Raw genomic sequence first — 16,528 nt, forward strand, 5'->3', positions numbered from 1 at the left:
CGGCGACGGGCACGTCCTGGGCCAACACCACGGCGGGCCGGCAGCGTTGGCGCCGGCCGCCGGAGAGGCGGTCCAGCCTGCGGTCGGCGCAGGGGTCGACCCCGGTGACCCGCAGCGCCTCGGCGGCGAGCCGCTCGTCGTCCGCCGACCACGGCCGGAACAGGCCCCGGTGCGGGTGGCGCCCGTAGGGCCGCCGCCCGCTCCACCCCGGCCGGTGACCGGCCCGACCGCGCTGGACGGGCCCGCCGTTCGCGGCGGGTGTCCCGCCCCTCCGAGGGCGGACTCCGGCCCTGGGTCTCCGCCACCTGCCCGGCGAGGTCCGTCCCGGCTGCCCGCGCTCATCCGCAGGCCGGGGGAATCCACGTGCTGACGGTCCGCCACCGCCCTATCGTGGTACCCGTGTGTACACGCGCTCGGACGTCTCGCCGGCACTTCGTCTGCCCGCCGTGCCGGGTCTCGGTGAAGCGGTGGCCGGCACCGGGGCATGACCTCTGCCCGCACTGCCGGGGCAAGTTGCTCGAGGCGGGGCAGGATCTGGCGGTCCCGAAGCGGCGGGACGATGCCGGGTGGCGGGCGCTGACCGCCGTGCTCGCCGCCGGGGTGACGTTCCACTCGGGGTGCTGCCACGGCCCGGGGTGGCGGCCGCGGACGCCGCGCGAGGTGCGGGAGCGGCTCGCCCTGGCGCACCGCAGCGGCATCCCCGTCGCCGAGGCGGTCACCACCCGGGACTTGGACGAACTCAGCGCGCGGGGCCGGGCGCAGGGGCCAGGCCGGTACAGCCCCGGAGGCCGTCGCGCCGCTTGAGGGCGGCCTCGGCGGCGGCGCCGGTCTGCGGGACGGGGACACCCTGGCCGTCGACGGTGGCCGGGGTGAACACCTCGCCGGTGACCTTGCCCGCCGAGGTGAGGGTCAGCGTCGTGACACCGGTCTCGTTGGAGAACGCGTAGTTGGACGTGCCGTACCAGAGGAAGTTGCCGAAGCCGTACCCGACGTAGGTGTTGCCGAGCATGCCCGAGCCGAGCATGGTGTGCGCGTGGGTGCCGACCACCGCGGTGGCACCGGCCGTCGCGAGCTTCTTGGCGATGGCGGTCTGCGGGCCGGTCGGGCAGGCCTTGCCCTCGTCTCCCCAGTGCAGGTAGACGAGGACGACGGGCGCCTGCTGCTTCGCCGCCTCGACCGCCTTGACCAGCGCGGCGGCGTCCAGCGCCGAGGCGATGCCCGGCTTGTCGGCACCGGCCCGCCACTTCTGGTTGGTGATGTCCTCGACCTGGCTGGCCGCGACCACGGCGACCTTCACCCCGCGCACGGTGGTGACGTACGGGGCGTACGCCTCCTTGGCGTTGTGGCCGACGCCGACGACCGGGATCGGCGAGGCGTCCTTGGCGGCGAGGGTGTCGGCGAGGCCGTCGGGGCCGAAGTCGACGGCGTGGTTGTTGGCCATCGAGACGACGTCGACGCCGGAGTCCTTGAGCGCGGTGAGCGCCTTGGGCGAGGTGCGGAAGGTGTAGGTCTTCGGCTCGGGGGCCCCGCGGTCGGTGATCGCGGTCTCCAGGTTGAGGACGGCGAGGTCCGCGTCGGAGATGGTTCCGGAGATCGGGCCGAGCGCCTGCTCCGGGGCCTTCACCGCGAGCCGGGACTCCGTCCGGCCCTCGAAGTGGACGTCGCCGGCGAAGGCCACCGTGATGCTGCCGTCGGGCCGGGGTGCGGCGGCGCTGCCGGACGGCGCCGGCGCCGCGGTGCCGGTCGCACCCGCCGTGGCGGACCCGGCGGCCGAGGGCCCGGCCGCATCGCCGGCCGGCGCGGCCTTGGCCGGGGCCGGGTCGTCCGGCCCGCAGGCGGCCACGGGTATCAGCCCGAGCAGCAGTGCGACGGCGGCCGCGGCACGGCGCATGTGAGATCCCCCCGGGGTCGGTCCAAGAGCGGTCAGCCTACGCCACTCCCCCGCGCCTCCTCCGCCCCGCCTCCACACCGTGTTCGGCGAGCAGTACGAGGCACGGCGGTCCTGCGCGCAGGACGGCCCGCCCGCTCCGCCACCGGGGCGGCGGAGCGGGCGGGCGGCTGACAGAATTCAGAGGACAGATGACGGACGACAGATGACAGCAAACGGATGACGGCCCACAGATGACAGATTCCGTCAGCCCGCCCCCGGGCACCCCGGCACCCGCCCCCGAGCCCCACGACGCCCCCGGCCCCGCCGCCGACTTCACCCCCGCCGAGCTCGCCCGCGGCCGCACCCTCCGGCGTGCGCAGCTGCCGTGGGCACTGGGCGGGCGCCTGGCGGGCCTGGCGCTGACGCTCGCCCTGGGGCTGACGCCCGCCGGGGCGGGGCTGGTGACGGCGGCGGGCGGCTGGTTCGGCGGCTCGCGGACGGCGGAGGTCCTGGCCGGGGCGGCCGCGCTGGTCGTGCTCGGGCAGGTGGCGCAGCTGCCGTTCGGCGCGGGCGTCCGCTCGGTGCGCGCCCGGTACGGGCTGGTGACCCAGGGCTGGGCCGGCTGGGCGGTGGACGCGCTGCGCGGGTCGGCGCTCGCCCTGGCGCTGACGCTCCCCGTGGCACTCGGGCTGTTCGCGCTCACCGCCTGGTCGCCGGAGCGCTGGTGGCTCCCGGCGGCGGCCGCGGCCGCGCTGCTCACGGCGGCGCTCTCGTTCCTGTACCCGGTGCTGGTGGAGCCGGTGTTCAACCGCTTCACCCCGATGCCGCCCGGCCCGCTGCGCACAGCGCTGCTGGCGCTGGCCGAACGGGACGGCGTCCGGGTGCGGGACGTCCTGGTGGCGGACGCGTCGCGGCGGACGACGGCGCTGAACGCGTACGTGTCCGGCCTGGGCGCGACGCGCCGGATCGTCGCGTACGACACGCTGCTGTCGACCGCCGAGCCGCGCGAGGTGGAGCTGGTGGTGGCGCACGAGCTGGGGCACGTCAAGCACCGGGACGTGCTGACCGGCACGCTGCTGGGCGCGGCGGGAGCGGCGGTGGTGGTGGTCCTGCTCGGCCGGTTGGCCGCCTGGGGACCGCTGCTGTCGGCGGCCGGGGCCGCGGACGCGGCCGATCCGCGCGCACTGCCGTTGCTGGTCGCCTGCGCGGCGCTGCTGGGCGCGCTGTCCGGCCCGGTGCAGTGCGCGGCGAGCCGCCGGATCGAGGCCAGGGCGGACCGTCACGCACTCGAACTCACCTCGGACGCCGAGCAGTTCGTCGCGATGCAGCGCAGACTGGCCTTGGCCAACGTGTCCGACGTCGACCCGCCGCGGGTGCTTGAGCTACTGTTCGCCACTCACCCGAGCGCGACGCGCCGGATCGCGGCCGCCCGCGCCTGGCAGGCCTCGGCACCCGACGGGAGCCGGGCCGGCTGAGCGGGGCCGGCCGAGCGGGGCGGCGCCGGGCAGGACTGCGCCATCGACCATAAAATCGTTGTATAGTGCAACAAAATTCCCGAGGAGGCAGGTACGCCGTGCCCGGTCGTGAGACGTCGATCGACACCATCCAGCGCGAACTGACCGCCTTCGCCCGGCGGGCCCGCCACAAGGCCAGCCAGCTGCACCCGGACCTCTCCCTGGTCACCTACAGCATCCTGGACCTGATCAACGAGCGCGGCGGCTGCCGGGCCGCGGACGTCGCGATGCACTTCATGCTGGACAAGTCCACCGTCAGCCGTCAGGTGACCGCGCTGGAGAAGCTCGGCCTGCTGCGCCGCGAGACCGACCCGGACGACCAGCGCGGCCAGATCCTGCGCGCCACCGAGGCCGGCCTCACCCTGCTGCGCGAGGCCAACGAACAGCGCCGGGCCTCCTTCACCGCCCGCTTCACCGACTGGTCGGACCAGGACGTGGCGCGCTTCGCCGACTACCTCGCCCGCTACGGCGCCCAGGACTGAGCCGCCCGCGGGGGACTGAGCCCCCCCGGGACTGAGCCGCCCGCCCGGGCGCCGTCCGCGCGGCCGGCCCACCCGTGGCCCGGGGTGCGGCGCACCGCCCGGACGGTGTACAGAGGAGAGGTGCCACTTCGGCAGCGTCCCCGTGACCGCCGCCGGTCGTGGCGGCCCGGCCGCCGCGCTCTGACGGTGCTGTCGCTCGCGCTGATCGTGGCGATCACCGTGGTCGACATCCTCACCCCGCCCGAGATCCACCTGGGCCCGCTGCTGATCGTCGCCCCCGCGATCACCGCCTCCTTCGCGGGGGCCCGGGCCACCACCGCCGTCGCCCTGATCGCCCTCGCCGCACTGACCGTCATCGGCCTCCTTCGCGACGGCATCGACACCGCCAACCACGAGACCCAGCTCGGCGCGCAGATCGCCGTCTCGGCGCTGATCATCGCCCTACGGGTGCTGCGCGACCGGCACGAACGGGAGCTGGCCCAGGTCCGCTCGGTCTCCGAGGCGGCCCAACGGGTCCTGCTGCGCCCGCTGCCCGACCGGATCGGGCCGCTCCACCTCGCCTCCGTCTACCTGGCCGCCGAGGCCGAGGCACAGGTCGGCGGGGACCTCTACGCGGCGGCCCGCACCGCCACCGGCACCCGGCTGCTCGTCGGCGACGTCCGCGGCAAGGGCCTCTCCTCGCTCGGCGACGCGGCCCTGCTGCTGGGCGCGTTCCGGGCCGCCGCCCACCTCCACGCCGAGCTCCCCGACCTCGCCACCTACCTGGACGGCAGCGTCTGCTGGGACCTCGCCCAGCTCGGCGAGCAGAACCGCCTGCGCCGGGCGGTGGCGGGCGCCGTCCCCGACCCGGCCCTGGACGGCCCGGCCACGGACGACGCCGGCGAGTCGTTCATCACCGCCGTCATCCTGGACATCCCGGACGACGGCTCCGTGCTGCGCCTGATCGACTGCGGCCACCCGCCCCCGCTGCTGCTGCACGCCGACGGCATCACCGCCCTCAGCGCCCGCCACCCCGCTCCCCCGCTCGGACTCGGCGAGCTGGCCCCGACCAGGTACGAGGTGGAGGTGTTCCCCTTCCTCCCCGGCGACCGGCTGCTGATCTACACCGACGGCGTGATCGAGGCCCGCGACGCTTCACGCCGGTTCTACCCGCTCACCGAACGTGTCACCGCGTGGCGCGCCGACCGCCCGGCTGCCCTGCTGAACCACCTGCGCCGCGACCTGCTCCACCACGTCGGCGGCCGGCTGGACGACGACGCGGCGATCGTCCTGGCGGAGCGGCTCACCTGAGAGCCGACCCGTCCCACGGGCGCGTCACGGCCGGTACGGCAGCTGCGGCACCTCGAAGCAGTTGGTGGTCATCGACGCCACCTGGGTGACCCAGCCGCCCTTCCCGCCCTCCGCCGCGTCCTGCCAGCGGGCCGCGTTCAGGCAGGCCCGGGTCGGCCCGGACGGCGGCGGCTGCGGCACGAAGGAGGCGGGCAGGATCAACCCGTGCGCGTCGTACGGCTCGGAGCGGTTCATGAACCGCTCGACGCAGGCCCGGGTGAGGTCCGCGCCGCAGGAGTCCATCGCGTCGGTGAGCCACTGCGCGCCCGCCCACCCCTCCAGCTCCCAGGCCGAGAGCAGCGGCTCCCGGTCGGGGTAGTACCGGGCCATCGCGGTGCGGAACTCCTGCACCGCCGGGTAGCCCACGTCCTCGTAGTTGAGGCTGGACGAGGTCGCCCAGAGCGCGTTACGGCAACCGGGTGACGACCGGTAGTCGGTACGGACGGTCTCGGACCAGTTCTGGACGTTGGTCACCTTCGCCGCGACCGTCACCCCCGAGTCGTCCAGCGCCCGGCAGAGCGCCGCGTTGCCGCGCGTGTCCATGGCGTCGAAGAGGAGCTGCGAGCCGTCGGCGCGGACGGCGGCGGCCACCGCCTGGAAGTTCGGCAGCGCGAAGTCGACCGTCTGCACCAGGACGCGGTAACCCTCCGCCTCCAGGCCGGTCTTCAGCTGGGCGGCGTAGCGGGCCGAGTCGGCCTGGTTGTAGGCGACCACGGCGGCACTTGCGGCGCCCAGCCGCTCCTTGAAGAACCGGAACACCTCGGTGCTCTGGTAGAGCGTCCCGTTCCAGCCGACGGCGTGGCCGTCGCGCGGCGCGCTGCTGCCGTAGATGCCGTAGAGGTGCGGCCAGCGGTCGTACGCCGTGCCGACCGGCTGACCGCCGATGTCCGGCACGCCCTTGCCGCTCACGTACCCGGCACCGGCGTAGTCCAGCACGCTGCCGGAGACGAAGGCGAAGACGTGTTCCTGGTCGATCAGCCGGTGCACGCAGTCCTGGTTGCCGATGCCGCTGCCGCCGTCGTCGCAGGTGACCAGCCTGACGGTGCGCCCGTGCAGGCCCCCGCGGTCGTTCAGGGCCTGGACGAAGGCCTGCGCGCCGTAGCGCGGGCCGGCGAACACCTCGCTGCCGACCGGGCTGGTCAGCGAGGTCACGATGCCGATCCTGATCTCGGCGGCGGTGACGCCGGTGTCGGAGGCCGGGTTGCCGACCGGCGTCGTGCCCCCGCCCGGGGTGGGGCGGGGGCCGAACGCGCTCTCCGGCAGCCGGGTGCCGCAGGCGGTGCCGAGCAGGACGAGCGGTAGCACGAGGAGCGACGCCAGGGCGCGGCGCGCGGGCCGCCGGCGGGTGGGTCCGTCGGCGGCCCGGCGGGACGGCGAGCCCGTCAGCTGCATCCGGGGATCGGGGTGCCGCTCGCGCCGCCGGCCTGGGTGAGCAGGCCGCACAGGGTGGAGCGGGAGACCTTCCAGGTGCCGTTCTCCAGCACGGCCTGGCCGGTGGCGCTCGGTTCGACCACGGTGCCCTGGAGGGAGAGCTCGTAGGTGACGGTGGCGCCGGTCGGCGAGGTGAACGTCACGTCCGTCACCTTGGCCTTCACCTGGCCGACCCGCGGGTCCTGGGAGAAGCCCTGGAGGACGGGGAGCAGCGCGTCACCGTTCTGGAGCAGGCTCGCTTTCTCCGGGATCGGGGTGCTGGGGTCGAAGAACTTCTCCCAGTTGGCGGTGACCTGGTTCTTGGCGGTCGCCTGGTCGGCGGGCGCGGTGGCACCGGCGCTCGCGCCGGCACTGGCACTCGCACTGAGCGACGCCGACGCCGACGCCAGCGCCGACTCCAATGCGGACACCGACGCGGACGCCGAGCCCGAGGCCGTGGAGCCGGACGTGCTGCTGCTGCACGCGGCCACCGTGCCCGCCAGCAGCAGCGCGAGCAGCACGCTCGCCGACCGCAGGACGGGGCCGCCGCCCTGACGCGTGCCGCGGGTGTCGCGGGTGCCGCTCTGCCTCACGTGCATGGTGTTCCTCTCGACTGCGGCGATCGCCGCGCGGGCACGGTCTGCCCGTCTGCCCCGGCCGCGCGAGCCGCGCGACCCGGATGCGCCACGCGGCCCGCTCTGCCGGTGTCCGGATGCTGTTCCAGGCCGATCCTGGAAATGTCGCAGGTGACACCATGAAGGCGGATCCATGGACGAATCGCAATCCGGGGGCGAAAGCACCCGCACCGCCGGGACGGGGCCGGTCGCCCGCCACGGCGCCGGGCCGCGGCACCCCGCGGCGCGGGCGGTGCGGACGGTCCGGGACGCGCGCGAGTGGGCCGGCTGGATCATCGCGGCCGCCGGGGCCGCCCTCTGCGTGCTCGGCTGGTACGGCGTCTCCGGCGAGCGCTTCGCCGAGCAGCAGATCCCCTACCTGGCCTCGTCCACCATCCCGGGCGCGGCGCTGATCGTGGCGGGCATCGTCCTGGTCGCCCTGCGCTCGGCCGGCGGCTCCCCGGGGCTCGACGACCACGCCGCCGACCTGACCGGCCGACGGGTCGCGCGGCTGTACGACCTGCTGGTCGAGGCCGACGGCACCGCGCCGGACGAAACCGAGGCGGGCGACACCGCGCCCGAGGACACCGCGCGCAGCCGGGCCGCGCCGGGCGAAGCCGCGGGCGCCGTCGGCACCGTCGGGAGGGGCGCCGCCGCGGTGGCCGTCCCCGAGGGCACGCTCTACCACCGGCCGGACTGCCCCCTGGTGGCCGGCAAGTCCCGCACCGAGCCGGTGGACGCCGCCGCCGTCCGGGCGCGCGGGCTCACCCCGTGCCGACTCTGCGAACCCGATGCGCCCGGCGTGCCCGATACGCCCGACGTGCCCGGTGAGCCTGACGCACCCGACGAGCCCGGGGAGCCCGATGCCCCAGGCGGACCCGATGCGCCCGGCGGGCGGGCCGGCCCCACCCGTCCGGGCGACGCCGCCCCGCCGGCCGGCTGAGGCGGTCCCGTGCCGGACGTCCCCGCCCCCGACTCCCTCGCCCTCACCGTCGACCTCGCGCTCGCCGGCCTCACCGTGGGCAGCGCCGCCGCGCTCAGCGGCATCGGCCTGGTCGTCTGCCACCGCGCCACCGGCGTGCTCAACCTCGCCCAGGGCGCTCAGGCCATGCTCGTCGCCTACCTGGTGCGCGACCTGGTCGTGGTGCGGCACTGGCCGGTCTGGCCGGCCGTCGCGTGCTGCCTGCTGCTGGTCGCACCCGCGCTGGGGGTGCTGCTGGACGTCCTGGTGTACCGGCCGTTGCAGCGGCGCGGGGCCGGAACGGCCGAGACCATGGTGGCCGGGCTCGGCGTGTTCGTCCTGCTGATCGGCGTGGTGGTACTGGTCTGGGGCACGGCCCCGGTGAGCGGCGCGCCGTCCCCGTTCGGCGGCACCCCGATCGGGCTGCCCGGCGGGCACACCCTGCGCCCGGACGCCGTGGCGCAGCTCGCCGCCATCCTGGTGCTCGCCGTGACGGTGGCCGCGGTCACCCGGTTCACCCGGTTCGGCCTCCAGGTGCGCGCCGTCGTGGACGACCGGCGGCTCGCCCGGCTGGCCGGGGTGGACGCCGACCGGGTCTCGGCGGCGGGCTGGGCGTTCGGCTCGTTCACCGCGGGCCTGGTCGGCGTCGCCCTGGCGCCCTACCTGCTGCTCGACCCGTACGGGCTGCCGCTGCTGGTGATGGAGACCCTGGCGGTCGCCGTCGCGGCCCGGCTGCGCAGCATCCCGGTGGCGGTGGCGACCGGCCTCGGCCTCGGGATCGCGCAGTCCGAGCTGACCAGGCTGCAGCCGTCCGGCCGGCTGCTGCCGCTGGTGCAGGCGGTGCAGGCCAACCTGTTCGTCGTGGCGCTGCTCGCCACCGCACTGCTGGCGGGCCCCGCGATCGCCGGCGAGCGCGGCGACCGCACCCCGCTGACCGGCCGGCCGCCGACCACCCGGTGGACGGGCCGACGGGGGGCGACCGGCGGCGGGCGGGCGGCCGGGGCGGTCTGCCTGGTGCTGCTCCTGCTGCCGCTCGGCTTCCGCGACGGCGACCTGCGCAGCGCCCTGCTCGTGCCCGCGCTGGCCCTGGTGCTGCTCTCCGTCGTGGTGGTGACCGGGTACGGCGGGCAGATCTCGCTCGGCCAGGCCGGGTACGCGGGGCTGGGCGCGCTCGGGACGGCGCTGCTGATGTCGGGGCGGATCCCGGGCGTGCCGCCCCTGCCCGCCGTGCCCGCGCTGCTGTTCGCCGTGCTGGCGACGGCTCCGCTCGGGCTGCTCACCGGGTGGCCCGCGATCCGGCGGCGGGGCCCGGCCCTGGCCCTGGTCACCTTCGCGGTCGGGACGGCGATGAGCCGCTTCGTCTTCCAGCAGCCGTACGCGACCACCGGGCTGACCCTGGACCGGCCCTCCTTCCTGACCGGCGACCGGGCCTTCTACCTGGCCGAGCTGCTGCTGCTCGCGCTCGGCCTGCTGGTGGTGCACGGGCTGCACCGCGGGCGGCCGGGCCGGGCGCTGACGGCGATGCGCGACCACGAGGCGGGTGCGGTGGCCGCGGGCGTGAACGTGCCCGGGCTGAAGCTGTTCGCGTTCGTCGTGGGCGCGGCGCTGGCGGCGCTCGGCGGCGGGCTGATGGGGCTCGCCGGGCGGGCCTTCGACCCGGCGTCGTTCGACCCGGTGCTCGGGCTGCTCTGGTTCGCCGCGGTGGTGGTGGCCGGCGCGGACAGCGCCCTCGGGGCGGTGCTGGCCGCCGCGCTGCTGATCGGCCTGGACGCGGGCACGGTGACCGGGGTGTCGGCGGTCGCTGTCGGTGTGCTGGCGGCGGCGATCGGCCGGCTGCCAGGCGGCCTCGCGGGCCTGGCCGACCGGCTGCCGCGCCGCCGCCCGGTGCCGCCGCCCCCGGCGCTCCCACCGGTCCGCCTCACCGCGACGGGGCTCCGGACCCGTGTCCTGATCGCCGCCCGGCGGGCCGCAGGCTCCGGGGAGGTACCGCCGTGAGCCGGCGGGGCACCGCCGTCCACCGGACGGGCACCGGCCCGGTCCGGCTGACCGCGCGGGGCGTGGTGCGCCGCTACGGCGGGATCGAGGCCGTCGCCGGGGTGGACCTGACCGCGCCGGCGGGGCGGGTCACCGCGCTGATCGGGCCGAACGGCGCCGGGAAGAGCACCCTGTTCGACTGCCTGGCCGGGACGGTCCGCCCGGACGCCGGGCGGGTGGTCCTCGGCGGCCGGGACGTCACCCGGGTGCCCGCGCACGCCCGGGTCCGGCTCGGGCTGGCCCGGACGTTCCAGCAGATCGCCGTCTTCCCGACCCTCACGGTGGCGGACAACGTCCGGATCGGCGCCGAGCAGCGACGCGGCCGCCGCCCGGACGCCGGCGCGGTGGACGCCGCGACCGCCCGGGCCCTCGCCCTGTTCGGCCTGCAGGGCGTCGCGGCGCAGCCGGCCGGCGACCAGCCCACCGGGGTGCTGCGCCTGGTGGAGCTGGCCCGCGCACTGGCGGGCGGTCCGCACGTCCTGCTGCTGGACGAGCCGGCCGCCGGTCTGGACACCGCGCAGACCGCCCGGCTGGTCTCCGTCCTGCGCGGTCTGGCCGACCGGGGCACGGCGCTGCTGCTGGTCGAGCACGATCCCGACCTGGTCCGTGAACTCGCCGACCGCGTCTACGTGATGGCCGGCGGCCGGGTGATGGCGCGCGGCCCGGTGGCCGAGGTCCTGGACGACCCGCGGGTGGCCCGGGCCTGGGGCGGCGCCGCCGCGGGGACGGGGCGGCCGTGACCGTCGAGGCCGCCCTGCACGCCGCCCGGGTCCGCTACGGCCCGCTGGAGGCCCTGCACGGTGTGGACCTCGCCTTCCCCGCCGGCGCGGTCACCGTCCTGCTCGGCCGCAACGGCTCCGGGCGGACCAGTGCGCTGCACGCCCTGGCCGGCCTGGCCCCGCTGGCCGCCGGGCGGGTGACCTGGCAGGGCCGGGACGTCACGGCGCTGGGCGTGCACCGGCGGGTGCGGCTGGGGCTGGCGCTGGTGCCGGCCGATCGGGCGGTGTTCGCCTCGCTCACGGTGGCCGAGCACCTGGAGCTGGGCGGTTCCTCCGCCGGGGAGGCACTCGCGCTCTTCCCCGAGCTGTCCGCCCTGCTACCCCGCCGGGCCGGGGCACTCTCCGGAGGTCAGCAGCAACTGGTCGCCGTGGCCCGGGCGTTGGCCACGCGACCGCGCCTGCTCCTGCTGGACGAGCCGGACCAGGGCCTGGCGCCCGCCGTCGCGGCCCGGCTGCACGCGCACCTGCTCGCCACCGCCGGAGCCGAGGGCCGGGCGGTGGTGCTGACCGCGCGGTCGCTCCCCCGCGGCCTGGCCGGGGCGGCCGTCGTCCACGTGCTGCACCGGGGCGAGGTCGCCTTCTCCGGGGAGCCCGCCGAGTTGAGAGAGCGTCCGGCCGGAGCCCGGTGATCGCCGAGCCGGAACCGCACACCCCGACGGGCCGCCGACGGCCTACTGAGCCAGGTAGCCACCGTCCACCGGGAGGACCACGCCGGTGACGAAGGAGGCGTCGTCGGAGGCCAGGAAGAGCACGGCGGCGGCCACCTCGGCCGGGGCACCGAGCCGCCCCATCGGGTGGAGCTTCTCGATCGCGGCGAGGTACTCGGGGCCGCCAGGCTCGTCCTGGAGACGGCGGACGCGCTCGGTGGTGATGGTCCCGGGGGCCACCGCATTGACCCGGATGCCCCGGTCGGCCCACTCGACGGCGAGGTGCTTGGTCAGGCCGGACGCGACGAACTTGGCGGGCCCGTAGACGGCCTGGCCGCGCTGGCCGGCCTCGCCGGAGATGGACGAGACGCAGACGATCGCGCCGCCCTGCCCGCGGGGCGCCGCCATCGCCTCCACCGCGTACTTGCAGGTGAGGAACATGCCGCGGCCGTCGACGGCCATCACCTGGTCCCAGTCCTCGGCGCTCGCCTCGGTGATCTCCATCAGCGGGATCACGCCCGCGTTGGCCACCAGGACGTCCAGACGGCCGTGCCGGTCGACGGCGGCGGCGACCATCCGGCGGGCGTCGTCGTCCCGGGAGACGTCGCCGACCACCGTGCTGACGGCCTCCGGGAGTTGCTCCGCCAGCCGTCGCAGGCCGTCCGCGTCCACGTCGGTCGCGACGACCGACGCACCCTCCCGGGCGAAGCGTTCGGCCACCGCGCGGCCGATGCCGCTGGCCGCGCCCGTCACCACGCACACCTTGCCGGCCAGCCGGCCCCCGTACGGGAATTCGCTCACATCGGTCATGGCACCGGACTCTACCGACGCTGCGTCAGAATGCCGGGAGGCCAAGGGGTCCGGCGTTCGCGGCCGGCCGCCCCGGCGTCCGCGGGGCGCACCCGGCGCCGAGGGCACCGCTGAACGGCCGCGTCCGGTCGATCGCGCGCCCGGCGGGATCGGCCGGACAGGAGCTAACCCAGGATGCCCCGCTCGTACGCCTGGGCCACCGCCGCCGCACGGTCGGCCGCGCCCAGCTTGGCGTAGATGTGGGTGAGATGGGTCTTCACCGTGGCCTCGCTGACGAAGAGCAGCCGGGCGATCTCCCGGTTCGAGGTGCCCTTGGCCACCAGGGCCAGCACCTCGCGCTCGCGCGTCGACAGCGGGGTGTCCGCCCCGGTCTGCTCCCGGCCGCGGGCAGTCTCGCCGCGTACGGCCTCGCCGCGGGCCGCCGGGGTGCGCACCGCGGCGACCAGCCGGGAGGCGACCGCCGGGGAGAGCACGGTGCGCCCCTCGGCCGCGGCCCGCACCGCGGTGAACAGTTCGTCGCGCGGCGCGTCCTTCAGCAGGTAGCCGGTGGCGCCCGCCTCGATGGCGGGCAGGGTGTCGGCGTCCGTGTCGTACGTGGTGAGGACGAGGACGCGGGCCCGCGCGCCCAGGCGGGTGAGCTCGGTGATCGCCTCGACCCCGCCGCCGCCCGGCATCCGCAGGTCCATCAGGACGACGTCGGGGTCGAGGGCGGCGACGCAGGCCACGGCCTCGGGGCCGCTCGATGCCTCGCCCAGCACCCGGAACCCGGGGTCGGCGGCGAACATGCCGCGCAGGCCGTCGCGGACGACGGGGTGGTCGTCGACGAGGAGCAGGGTGATCACGTCAGCGCTCATGGCGCACCAACGGTACGCGAGCCGAGATCGCCGTCCCGAAGCCGGGTTCGGACTCGACGGTGACCGAGCCGGCGATGCGTTCGGCCCGGGCCCGCATGCCGGCCAGGCCGAAGCCGCCGGTACCGGCGCGCGCGGAGGCGGCCGGCAGGGCGAGCGGGTCGAAGCCCCGGCCGTCGTCCCGGACGTCCAGGACGACCTCGTCGTCGATGAAGGAGAGGGTGAGGCCGAGGCGGGTCGCCCGGGCGTGCCGGGCGGCGTTGGCGAGCGCCTCCTGGGCGATCCGCAGCAGCGTGGCGGCGATCTCGCCGTGCAGCTCCTCCACCGTGCCGGTGACGGTGAACTCGGCCTGCACCCCCGTCCGTTCGCGCCACTCGGCGACCGTCTTGCGCAGCGCCCCGGGCAGCGTGTCGTGCTCCAGCGCCGCCGGCGAGAGGTTGCGGACGGAACGCCGGGCCTCGCCGAGGCTGAGGCGGGCGAGGTCGGCGGCGCGGTCCAGGTGCTCGCGGGCCGCCGCCGGGTCGGGGGTGGTGGCGCCGGCCTGGAGCTGCGTGACGATCCCGGCCAGGCCCTGCGCGATCGTGTCGTGGATCTCGGCGGCCATCCGGGTGCGCTCGTCGGCGACCCCGGCCTCCCGCGCCTGGACGAGCAGTTGGGCGTGCAGGGCGGCGTTCTCCGCCAGCGCCTGCTGGAGCGCGGTGTTGGCCCGGGCCAGCTCCTCGATGGCGGCGGCCTGGACGCGGGCCCGTTCGGCCTCCTGGGCGGCGACGCGGCTGAGCACGACCAGCAGCACGAGGTGCACGGTGAGCAGCCCGCCGAAGACGACCATCCCCGTCGTGCCGCGCGGCGGGAACCCGCCGGACTGGGAGCCCGCCAGGGTCACCGCGGTGGCGACCATGCCGGGCCAGCGCAGGCGTCGCGGCAGGAGCCGCTCCGCGTCGTAGTAGCCGGCGGTCGCGTAGGTGGCGAAGAACGGGTTCAGCCAGGTCAGCGCGAAGGCCAGTGCCCAGCGGACCCCGTAGTACACGGCGCTGCGGGCGGACGGGCCGGGGCGGTCGCGGGCCGCCGCGAGCCACCACAGTTGCAGCACGACGGCCGCGGCGGCGAGCGCTCCGACGGCCGCCCACCGGGGCCCGTCCATCCCGAACAGCCGGGAGGTGGCCGTCGAGAACAGCAGGCCCGCGCCGAGCAGGGCGAACGAGCCCCAGCGGTGGAACACCGCCCACCGCCGCTCGACGGTGGTGCCAGTCCTCGCGGCGTTCTCGGCCCCCGTCCGCGCCACGTCGCTCCCGCCCCGGTCGCTGCCGGGCGCACCACCCCCGACGGCGATCCCGCCGGGCCCGCCCCTGTCGGCCGCGTCCCCGCCGGCCCCCCCGTACGCAATGGTCACCCGCCCAGTCTGCACGAGGCCGATCACCACGGGGTCACTCCCACCGGAACCAGCGGGCGGCCGCCACCAGCAGCGCCACCACCCAGACCGCGAGCACGCCCAGGTGCCCGAAGCCCGGCCAGGACCCCGCCGACGCCTCGCCGAACGCCTCGGCGGCGGCGCCGAACGGCGTCCAGCCGACCACCCGGGCGAGCGCGTCCGGCATCGCCTGCACCGGCACCCAGGTGCCCACGCAGAACATCATCGGGAAGTAGACCCCGGTGCCGACCCCGTTGGCGATCTTCGAGGTCCGGGAGAGCGCGGAGATCACCGCGCCGAGGGCCAGCGCGCCGAGAGCGGCGAGCACCAGGGCGAGCAGGTAGCCGAGCGGCTGCCGCGGCAGCGCCACGTCGAAGACGATCCGGCCCACCGCCAGCGACAGCGCGGCCGACACCAGCGCGGCCGCGCCGTGCAGGACGATCTGCGCGCCGAGCAGCGCGCCCGGGCGGACCGGGGTGGTCGACATCCGGCGCAGGATGCCGCGCTCCCGGTAGCCGGTGATCACCGGTGGCATGGCCGCCACGGCGGCCGTGAGCAGCGCGATGAGTACGGACACCTGCCCGTAGGCGTCGACCGTCCTGATGCCGCCGAGCGACTCCTTGACGTCGCGGAAGGCGGGGATCGAACCGAGGATCACGAGCAGCAGGGTGGGGAACACCAGGATCCAGAAGACGCCGGCCGGCTCCCGCAGGAAGAGCCGCGCCTCGGCGGCGAGGACCGCGGCGGCCGGCCCGCGCCGGTGGGCGGTCCGGGCGGACGGCGTGGACGACCCGGACGACCCGGACGACCCGGATGTGGACGGCGTGGACGGCGTGCGGGCGGCGGTCATGACTCGGCTCCGGTCAGGTCGATGAACGCGTCCTCCAGGGTGGCGTCGGTGACGCGCAGTTCATGGGCGGTGATGCGGTTGCGGGCGAGCAGGGTGAGGACGGCGTCGACGGTCTCGTCGGTCCCGGCCAGCGTGAGCCGGCCCTCCTCGGACACGACGGAGACGAGCCCGGGCAGCGCGGCGAGGTCGGCCTCGGCCGGCGGCACCGAGGGCCGGAAGGAGACGACCCTGGCCCCGGCGGAGCGGCCGATCAGCCCGGCCGGGGTGTCCAGCGCGACGATCCGCCCCCGGTCGACGACGGCGATGCGGTCGCAGAGGCGCTGCGCCTCCTCCATGAAGTGGGTGACCAGCAGGACGGTGACCCCGCCCTCCCGGACCGACTCGACCAGCTCCCAGGTGGCGCGCCGGGCCTGCGGGTCGAGCCCGGTGGTCAGCTCGTCCAGGACGACCACGCGCGGCCGGCCGATCAGCGCCAGCGCGATGAACAGCCGCTGCTTCTGCCCGCCGCTGAGGTCCGCGAACCGGGTGGACAGCCGGGAGGTGAGGTTCAGCCGCCCGGCCAGCGACCGCCAGTCGGCGGGGTCGGGGTAGCAGGCGGCGTACAGCTGCAGGGCCTCGCGGACGGTCAGCTTGGGCTGGAGTTCGCTCTCCTGGAGCTGGACGCCGAGGACCCGGGTGGTCTCCGCGCGGTCGGCACGCGGGTCGAGCCCGGCCACGCGCACGGTGCCGCCGTCGGGAACGCGCAGCCCGGCCACGCACTCGACCACGGTGGTCTTGCCGGCACCGTTGGGGCCGAGCAGACCGAAGATCTCGCCCTCGGCGACGGAGAAGGAGACGCCGTCGACCACCGGGCGCCCCGCGTAGGACTTCTGAAGGCCGGTCACCTCGATGACGGGGCCCGAGGCGGGCGGCGCTGGACTGCCGGAAGGTTTCATGGGTCCAGCTTCGCGAGCGGCCGGGACGGGCGGC

At 76.3% G+C, this 16,528-nt stretch carries 15 protein-coding genes; 7 read left to right on the plus strand and 8 right to left on the minus strand.

Going from position 1 to position 16,528, the window contains the following annotated elements:
• Positions 1-739 precede the first annotated feature (739 nt).
• Entirely contained in the window at positions 740-1,891 is a 1,152-nt protein-coding gene (locus tag OG286_RS10110; RefSeq protein WP_396319743.1) for a CapA family protein, read from the minus strand.
• 230 nt (positions 1,892-2,121) lie between these two features.
• Here OG286_RS10110 and OG286_RS10115 point away from each other — a divergent pair, with 230 nt between their 5' ends.
• The 3 genes from OG286_RS10115 to OG286_RS10125 all read left to right on the plus strand — a co-directional run bounded on the left by OG286_RS10115 (position 2,122) and on the right by OG286_RS10125 (position 5,156).
• On the plus strand, positions 2,122-3,345 hold the full coding sequence (locus OG286_RS10115; RefSeq protein WP_396319742.1) for a M48 family metallopeptidase: 1,224 nt from the start codon (positions 2,122-2,124) through the stop codon (positions 3,343-3,345).
• 98 nt (positions 3,346-3,443) lie between these two features.
• Positions 3,444-3,866, plus strand: coding sequence for a MarR family winged helix-turn-helix transcriptional regulator (locus tag OG286_RS10120; protein ID WP_396319741.1), 423 nt, complete (start codon positions 3,444-3,446; stop codon positions 3,864-3,866).
• A 186-nt stretch (positions 3,867-4,052) separates the two neighbouring features.
• Positions 4,053-5,156, plus strand: a complete 1,104-nt coding sequence (locus OG286_RS10125) for a PP2C family protein-serine/threonine phosphatase (RefSeq protein ID WP_405365079.1) — start codon at positions 4,053-4,055, stop codon at positions 5,154-5,156.
• 24 nt (positions 5,157-5,180) lie between these two features.
• On the opposite strand, the gene OG286_RS10130 is transcribed toward OG286_RS10125, so the two are convergent.
• Both OG286_RS10130 and OG286_RS10135 read right to left on the minus strand, forming a co-directional pair.
• Positions 5,181-6,587, minus strand: coding sequence for an ABC transporter substrate-binding protein (locus OG286_RS10130; protein WP_405362166.1), 1,407 nt, complete (start codon positions 6,585-6,587; stop codon positions 5,181-5,183).
• Complete coding sequence (locus tag OG286_RS10135) at positions 6,578-7,204, minus strand: hypothetical protein (protein ID WP_396319738.1); 627 nt, start codon at positions 7,202-7,204, stop codon at positions 6,578-6,580. The genes OG286_RS10130 and OG286_RS10135 overlap by 10 nt, the downstream gene beginning before the upstream one ends.
• 169 nt (positions 7,205-7,373) lie before the next feature.
• Between OG286_RS10135 and OG286_RS10140 the strand changes: the two genes are divergently transcribed.
• From OG286_RS10140 to OG286_RS10155, 4 genes are read left to right on the plus strand one after another with little or no spacing between them, the layout of a single operon-like run.
• Positions 7,374-8,162 (plus strand): hypothetical protein, encoded by a 789-nt coding sequence (locus tag OG286_RS10140; protein ID WP_396319737.1) that lies wholly within the window; start codon positions 7,374-7,376, stop codon positions 8,160-8,162.
• A 9-nt stretch (positions 8,163-8,171) separates the two neighbouring features.
• Positions 8,172-10,175 carry an ABC transporter permease subunit gene (locus OG286_RS10145; protein WP_405362164.1) on the plus strand — a complete coding sequence of 668 codons (2,004 nt, stop codon included), beginning with the start codon at positions 8,172-8,174 and terminating at the stop codon, positions 10,173-10,175.
• The gene (locus OG286_RS10150; RefSeq protein ID WP_405362162.1) at positions 10,172-10,954 is read left to right on the plus strand and encodes an ABC transporter ATP-binding protein; all 783 of its coding nucleotides are present in this window, start codon (positions 10,172-10,174) and stop codon (positions 10,952-10,954) included. Before OG286_RS10145 ends, OG286_RS10150 begins: the two co-directional genes overlap by 4 nt.
• The gene (locus OG286_RS10155) at positions 10,951-11,622 is read left to right on the plus strand and encodes an ATP-binding cassette domain-containing protein (protein ID WP_405362160.1); all 672 of its coding nucleotides are present in this window, start codon (positions 10,951-10,953) and stop codon (positions 11,620-11,622) included. The genes OG286_RS10150 and OG286_RS10155 overlap by 4 nt, the downstream gene beginning before the upstream one ends.
• 42 nt (positions 11,623-11,664) lie before the next feature.
• On the opposite strand, the gene OG286_RS10160 is transcribed toward OG286_RS10155, so the two are convergent.
• The 5 genes from OG286_RS10160 to OG286_RS10180 all read right to left on the minus strand — a co-directional run bounded on the left by OG286_RS10160 (position 11,665) and on the right by OG286_RS10180 (position 16,494).
• Positions 11,665-12,450 (minus strand): SDR family NAD(P)-dependent oxidoreductase, encoded by a 786-nt coding sequence (locus tag OG286_RS10160; protein WP_405362158.1) that lies wholly within the window; start codon positions 12,448-12,450, stop codon positions 11,665-11,667.
• A 164-nt stretch (positions 12,451-12,614) separates the two neighbouring features.
• Positions 12,615-13,304: a response regulator gene (locus OG286_RS10165; RefSeq protein ID WP_405362156.1), complete on the minus strand. Its 690-nt coding sequence runs from the start codon at positions 13,302-13,304 to the stop codon at positions 12,615-12,617.
• On the minus strand, positions 13,294-14,583 hold the full coding sequence (locus OG286_RS10170) for a sensor histidine kinase (protein ID WP_405366044.1): 1,290 nt from the start codon (positions 14,581-14,583) through the stop codon (positions 13,294-13,296). The genes OG286_RS10165 and OG286_RS10170 overlap by 11 nt, the downstream gene beginning before the upstream one ends.
• Before the next feature lie 142 nt (positions 14,584-14,725).
• Positions 14,726-15,559, minus strand: coding sequence for an ABC transporter permease (locus OG286_RS10175; RefSeq protein WP_405365081.1), 834 nt, complete (start codon positions 15,557-15,559; stop codon positions 14,726-14,728).
• Complete coding sequence (locus OG286_RS10180; protein WP_396319730.1) at positions 15,556-16,494, minus strand: ABC transporter ATP-binding protein; 939 nt, start codon at positions 16,492-16,494, stop codon at positions 15,556-15,558. Before OG286_RS10180 ends, OG286_RS10175 begins: the two co-directional genes overlap by 4 nt.
• Between the last annotated feature and the right edge of the window lie 34 nt (positions 16,495-16,528).

The organism is Kitasatospora sp. NBC_00039, assembly GCF_045160625.1.
GTDB lineage: Bacteria > Actinomycetota > Actinomycetes > Streptomycetales > Streptomycetaceae > Kitasatospora.

Coding starts and splice junctions, on each gene's coding strand:
- OG286_RS10110 (WP_396319743.1), bottom strand. CDS start 1,891: ATGCGCCGTGCCGCGGCCGCCGTCGCACTGCTGCTCGGGCTGATACCC.
- OG286_RS10115 (WP_396319742.1), top strand. CDS start 2,122: ATGACAGATTCCGTCAGCCCGCCCCCGGGCACCCCGGCACCCGCCCCC.
- OG286_RS10130 (WP_405362166.1), bottom strand. CDS start 6,587: ATGCAGCTGACGGGCTCGCCGTCCCGCCGGGCCGCCGACGGACCCACC.
- OG286_RS10135 (WP_396319738.1), bottom strand. CDS start 7,204: ATGCACGTGAGGCAGAGCGGCACCCGCGACACCCGCGGCACGCGTCAG.
- OG286_RS10140 (WP_396319737.1), top strand. CDS start 7,374: ATGGACGAATCGCAATCCGGGGGCGAAAGCACCCGCACCGCCGGGACG.
- OG286_RS10160 (WP_405362158.1), bottom strand. CDS start 12,450: ATGACCGATGTGAGCGAATTCCCGTACGGGGGCCGGCTGGCCGGCAAG.
- OG286_RS10165 (WP_405362156.1), bottom strand. CDS start 13,304: ATGAGCGCTGACGTGATCACCCTGCTCCTCGTCGACGACCACCCCGTC.
- OG286_RS10175 (WP_405365081.1), bottom strand. CDS start 15,559: ATGACCGCCGCCCGCACGCCGTCCACGCCGTCCACATCCGGGTCGTCC.
- OG286_RS10180 (WP_396319730.1), bottom strand. CDS start 16,494: ATGAAACCTTCCGGCAGTCCAGCGCCGCCCGCCTCGGGCCCCGTCATC.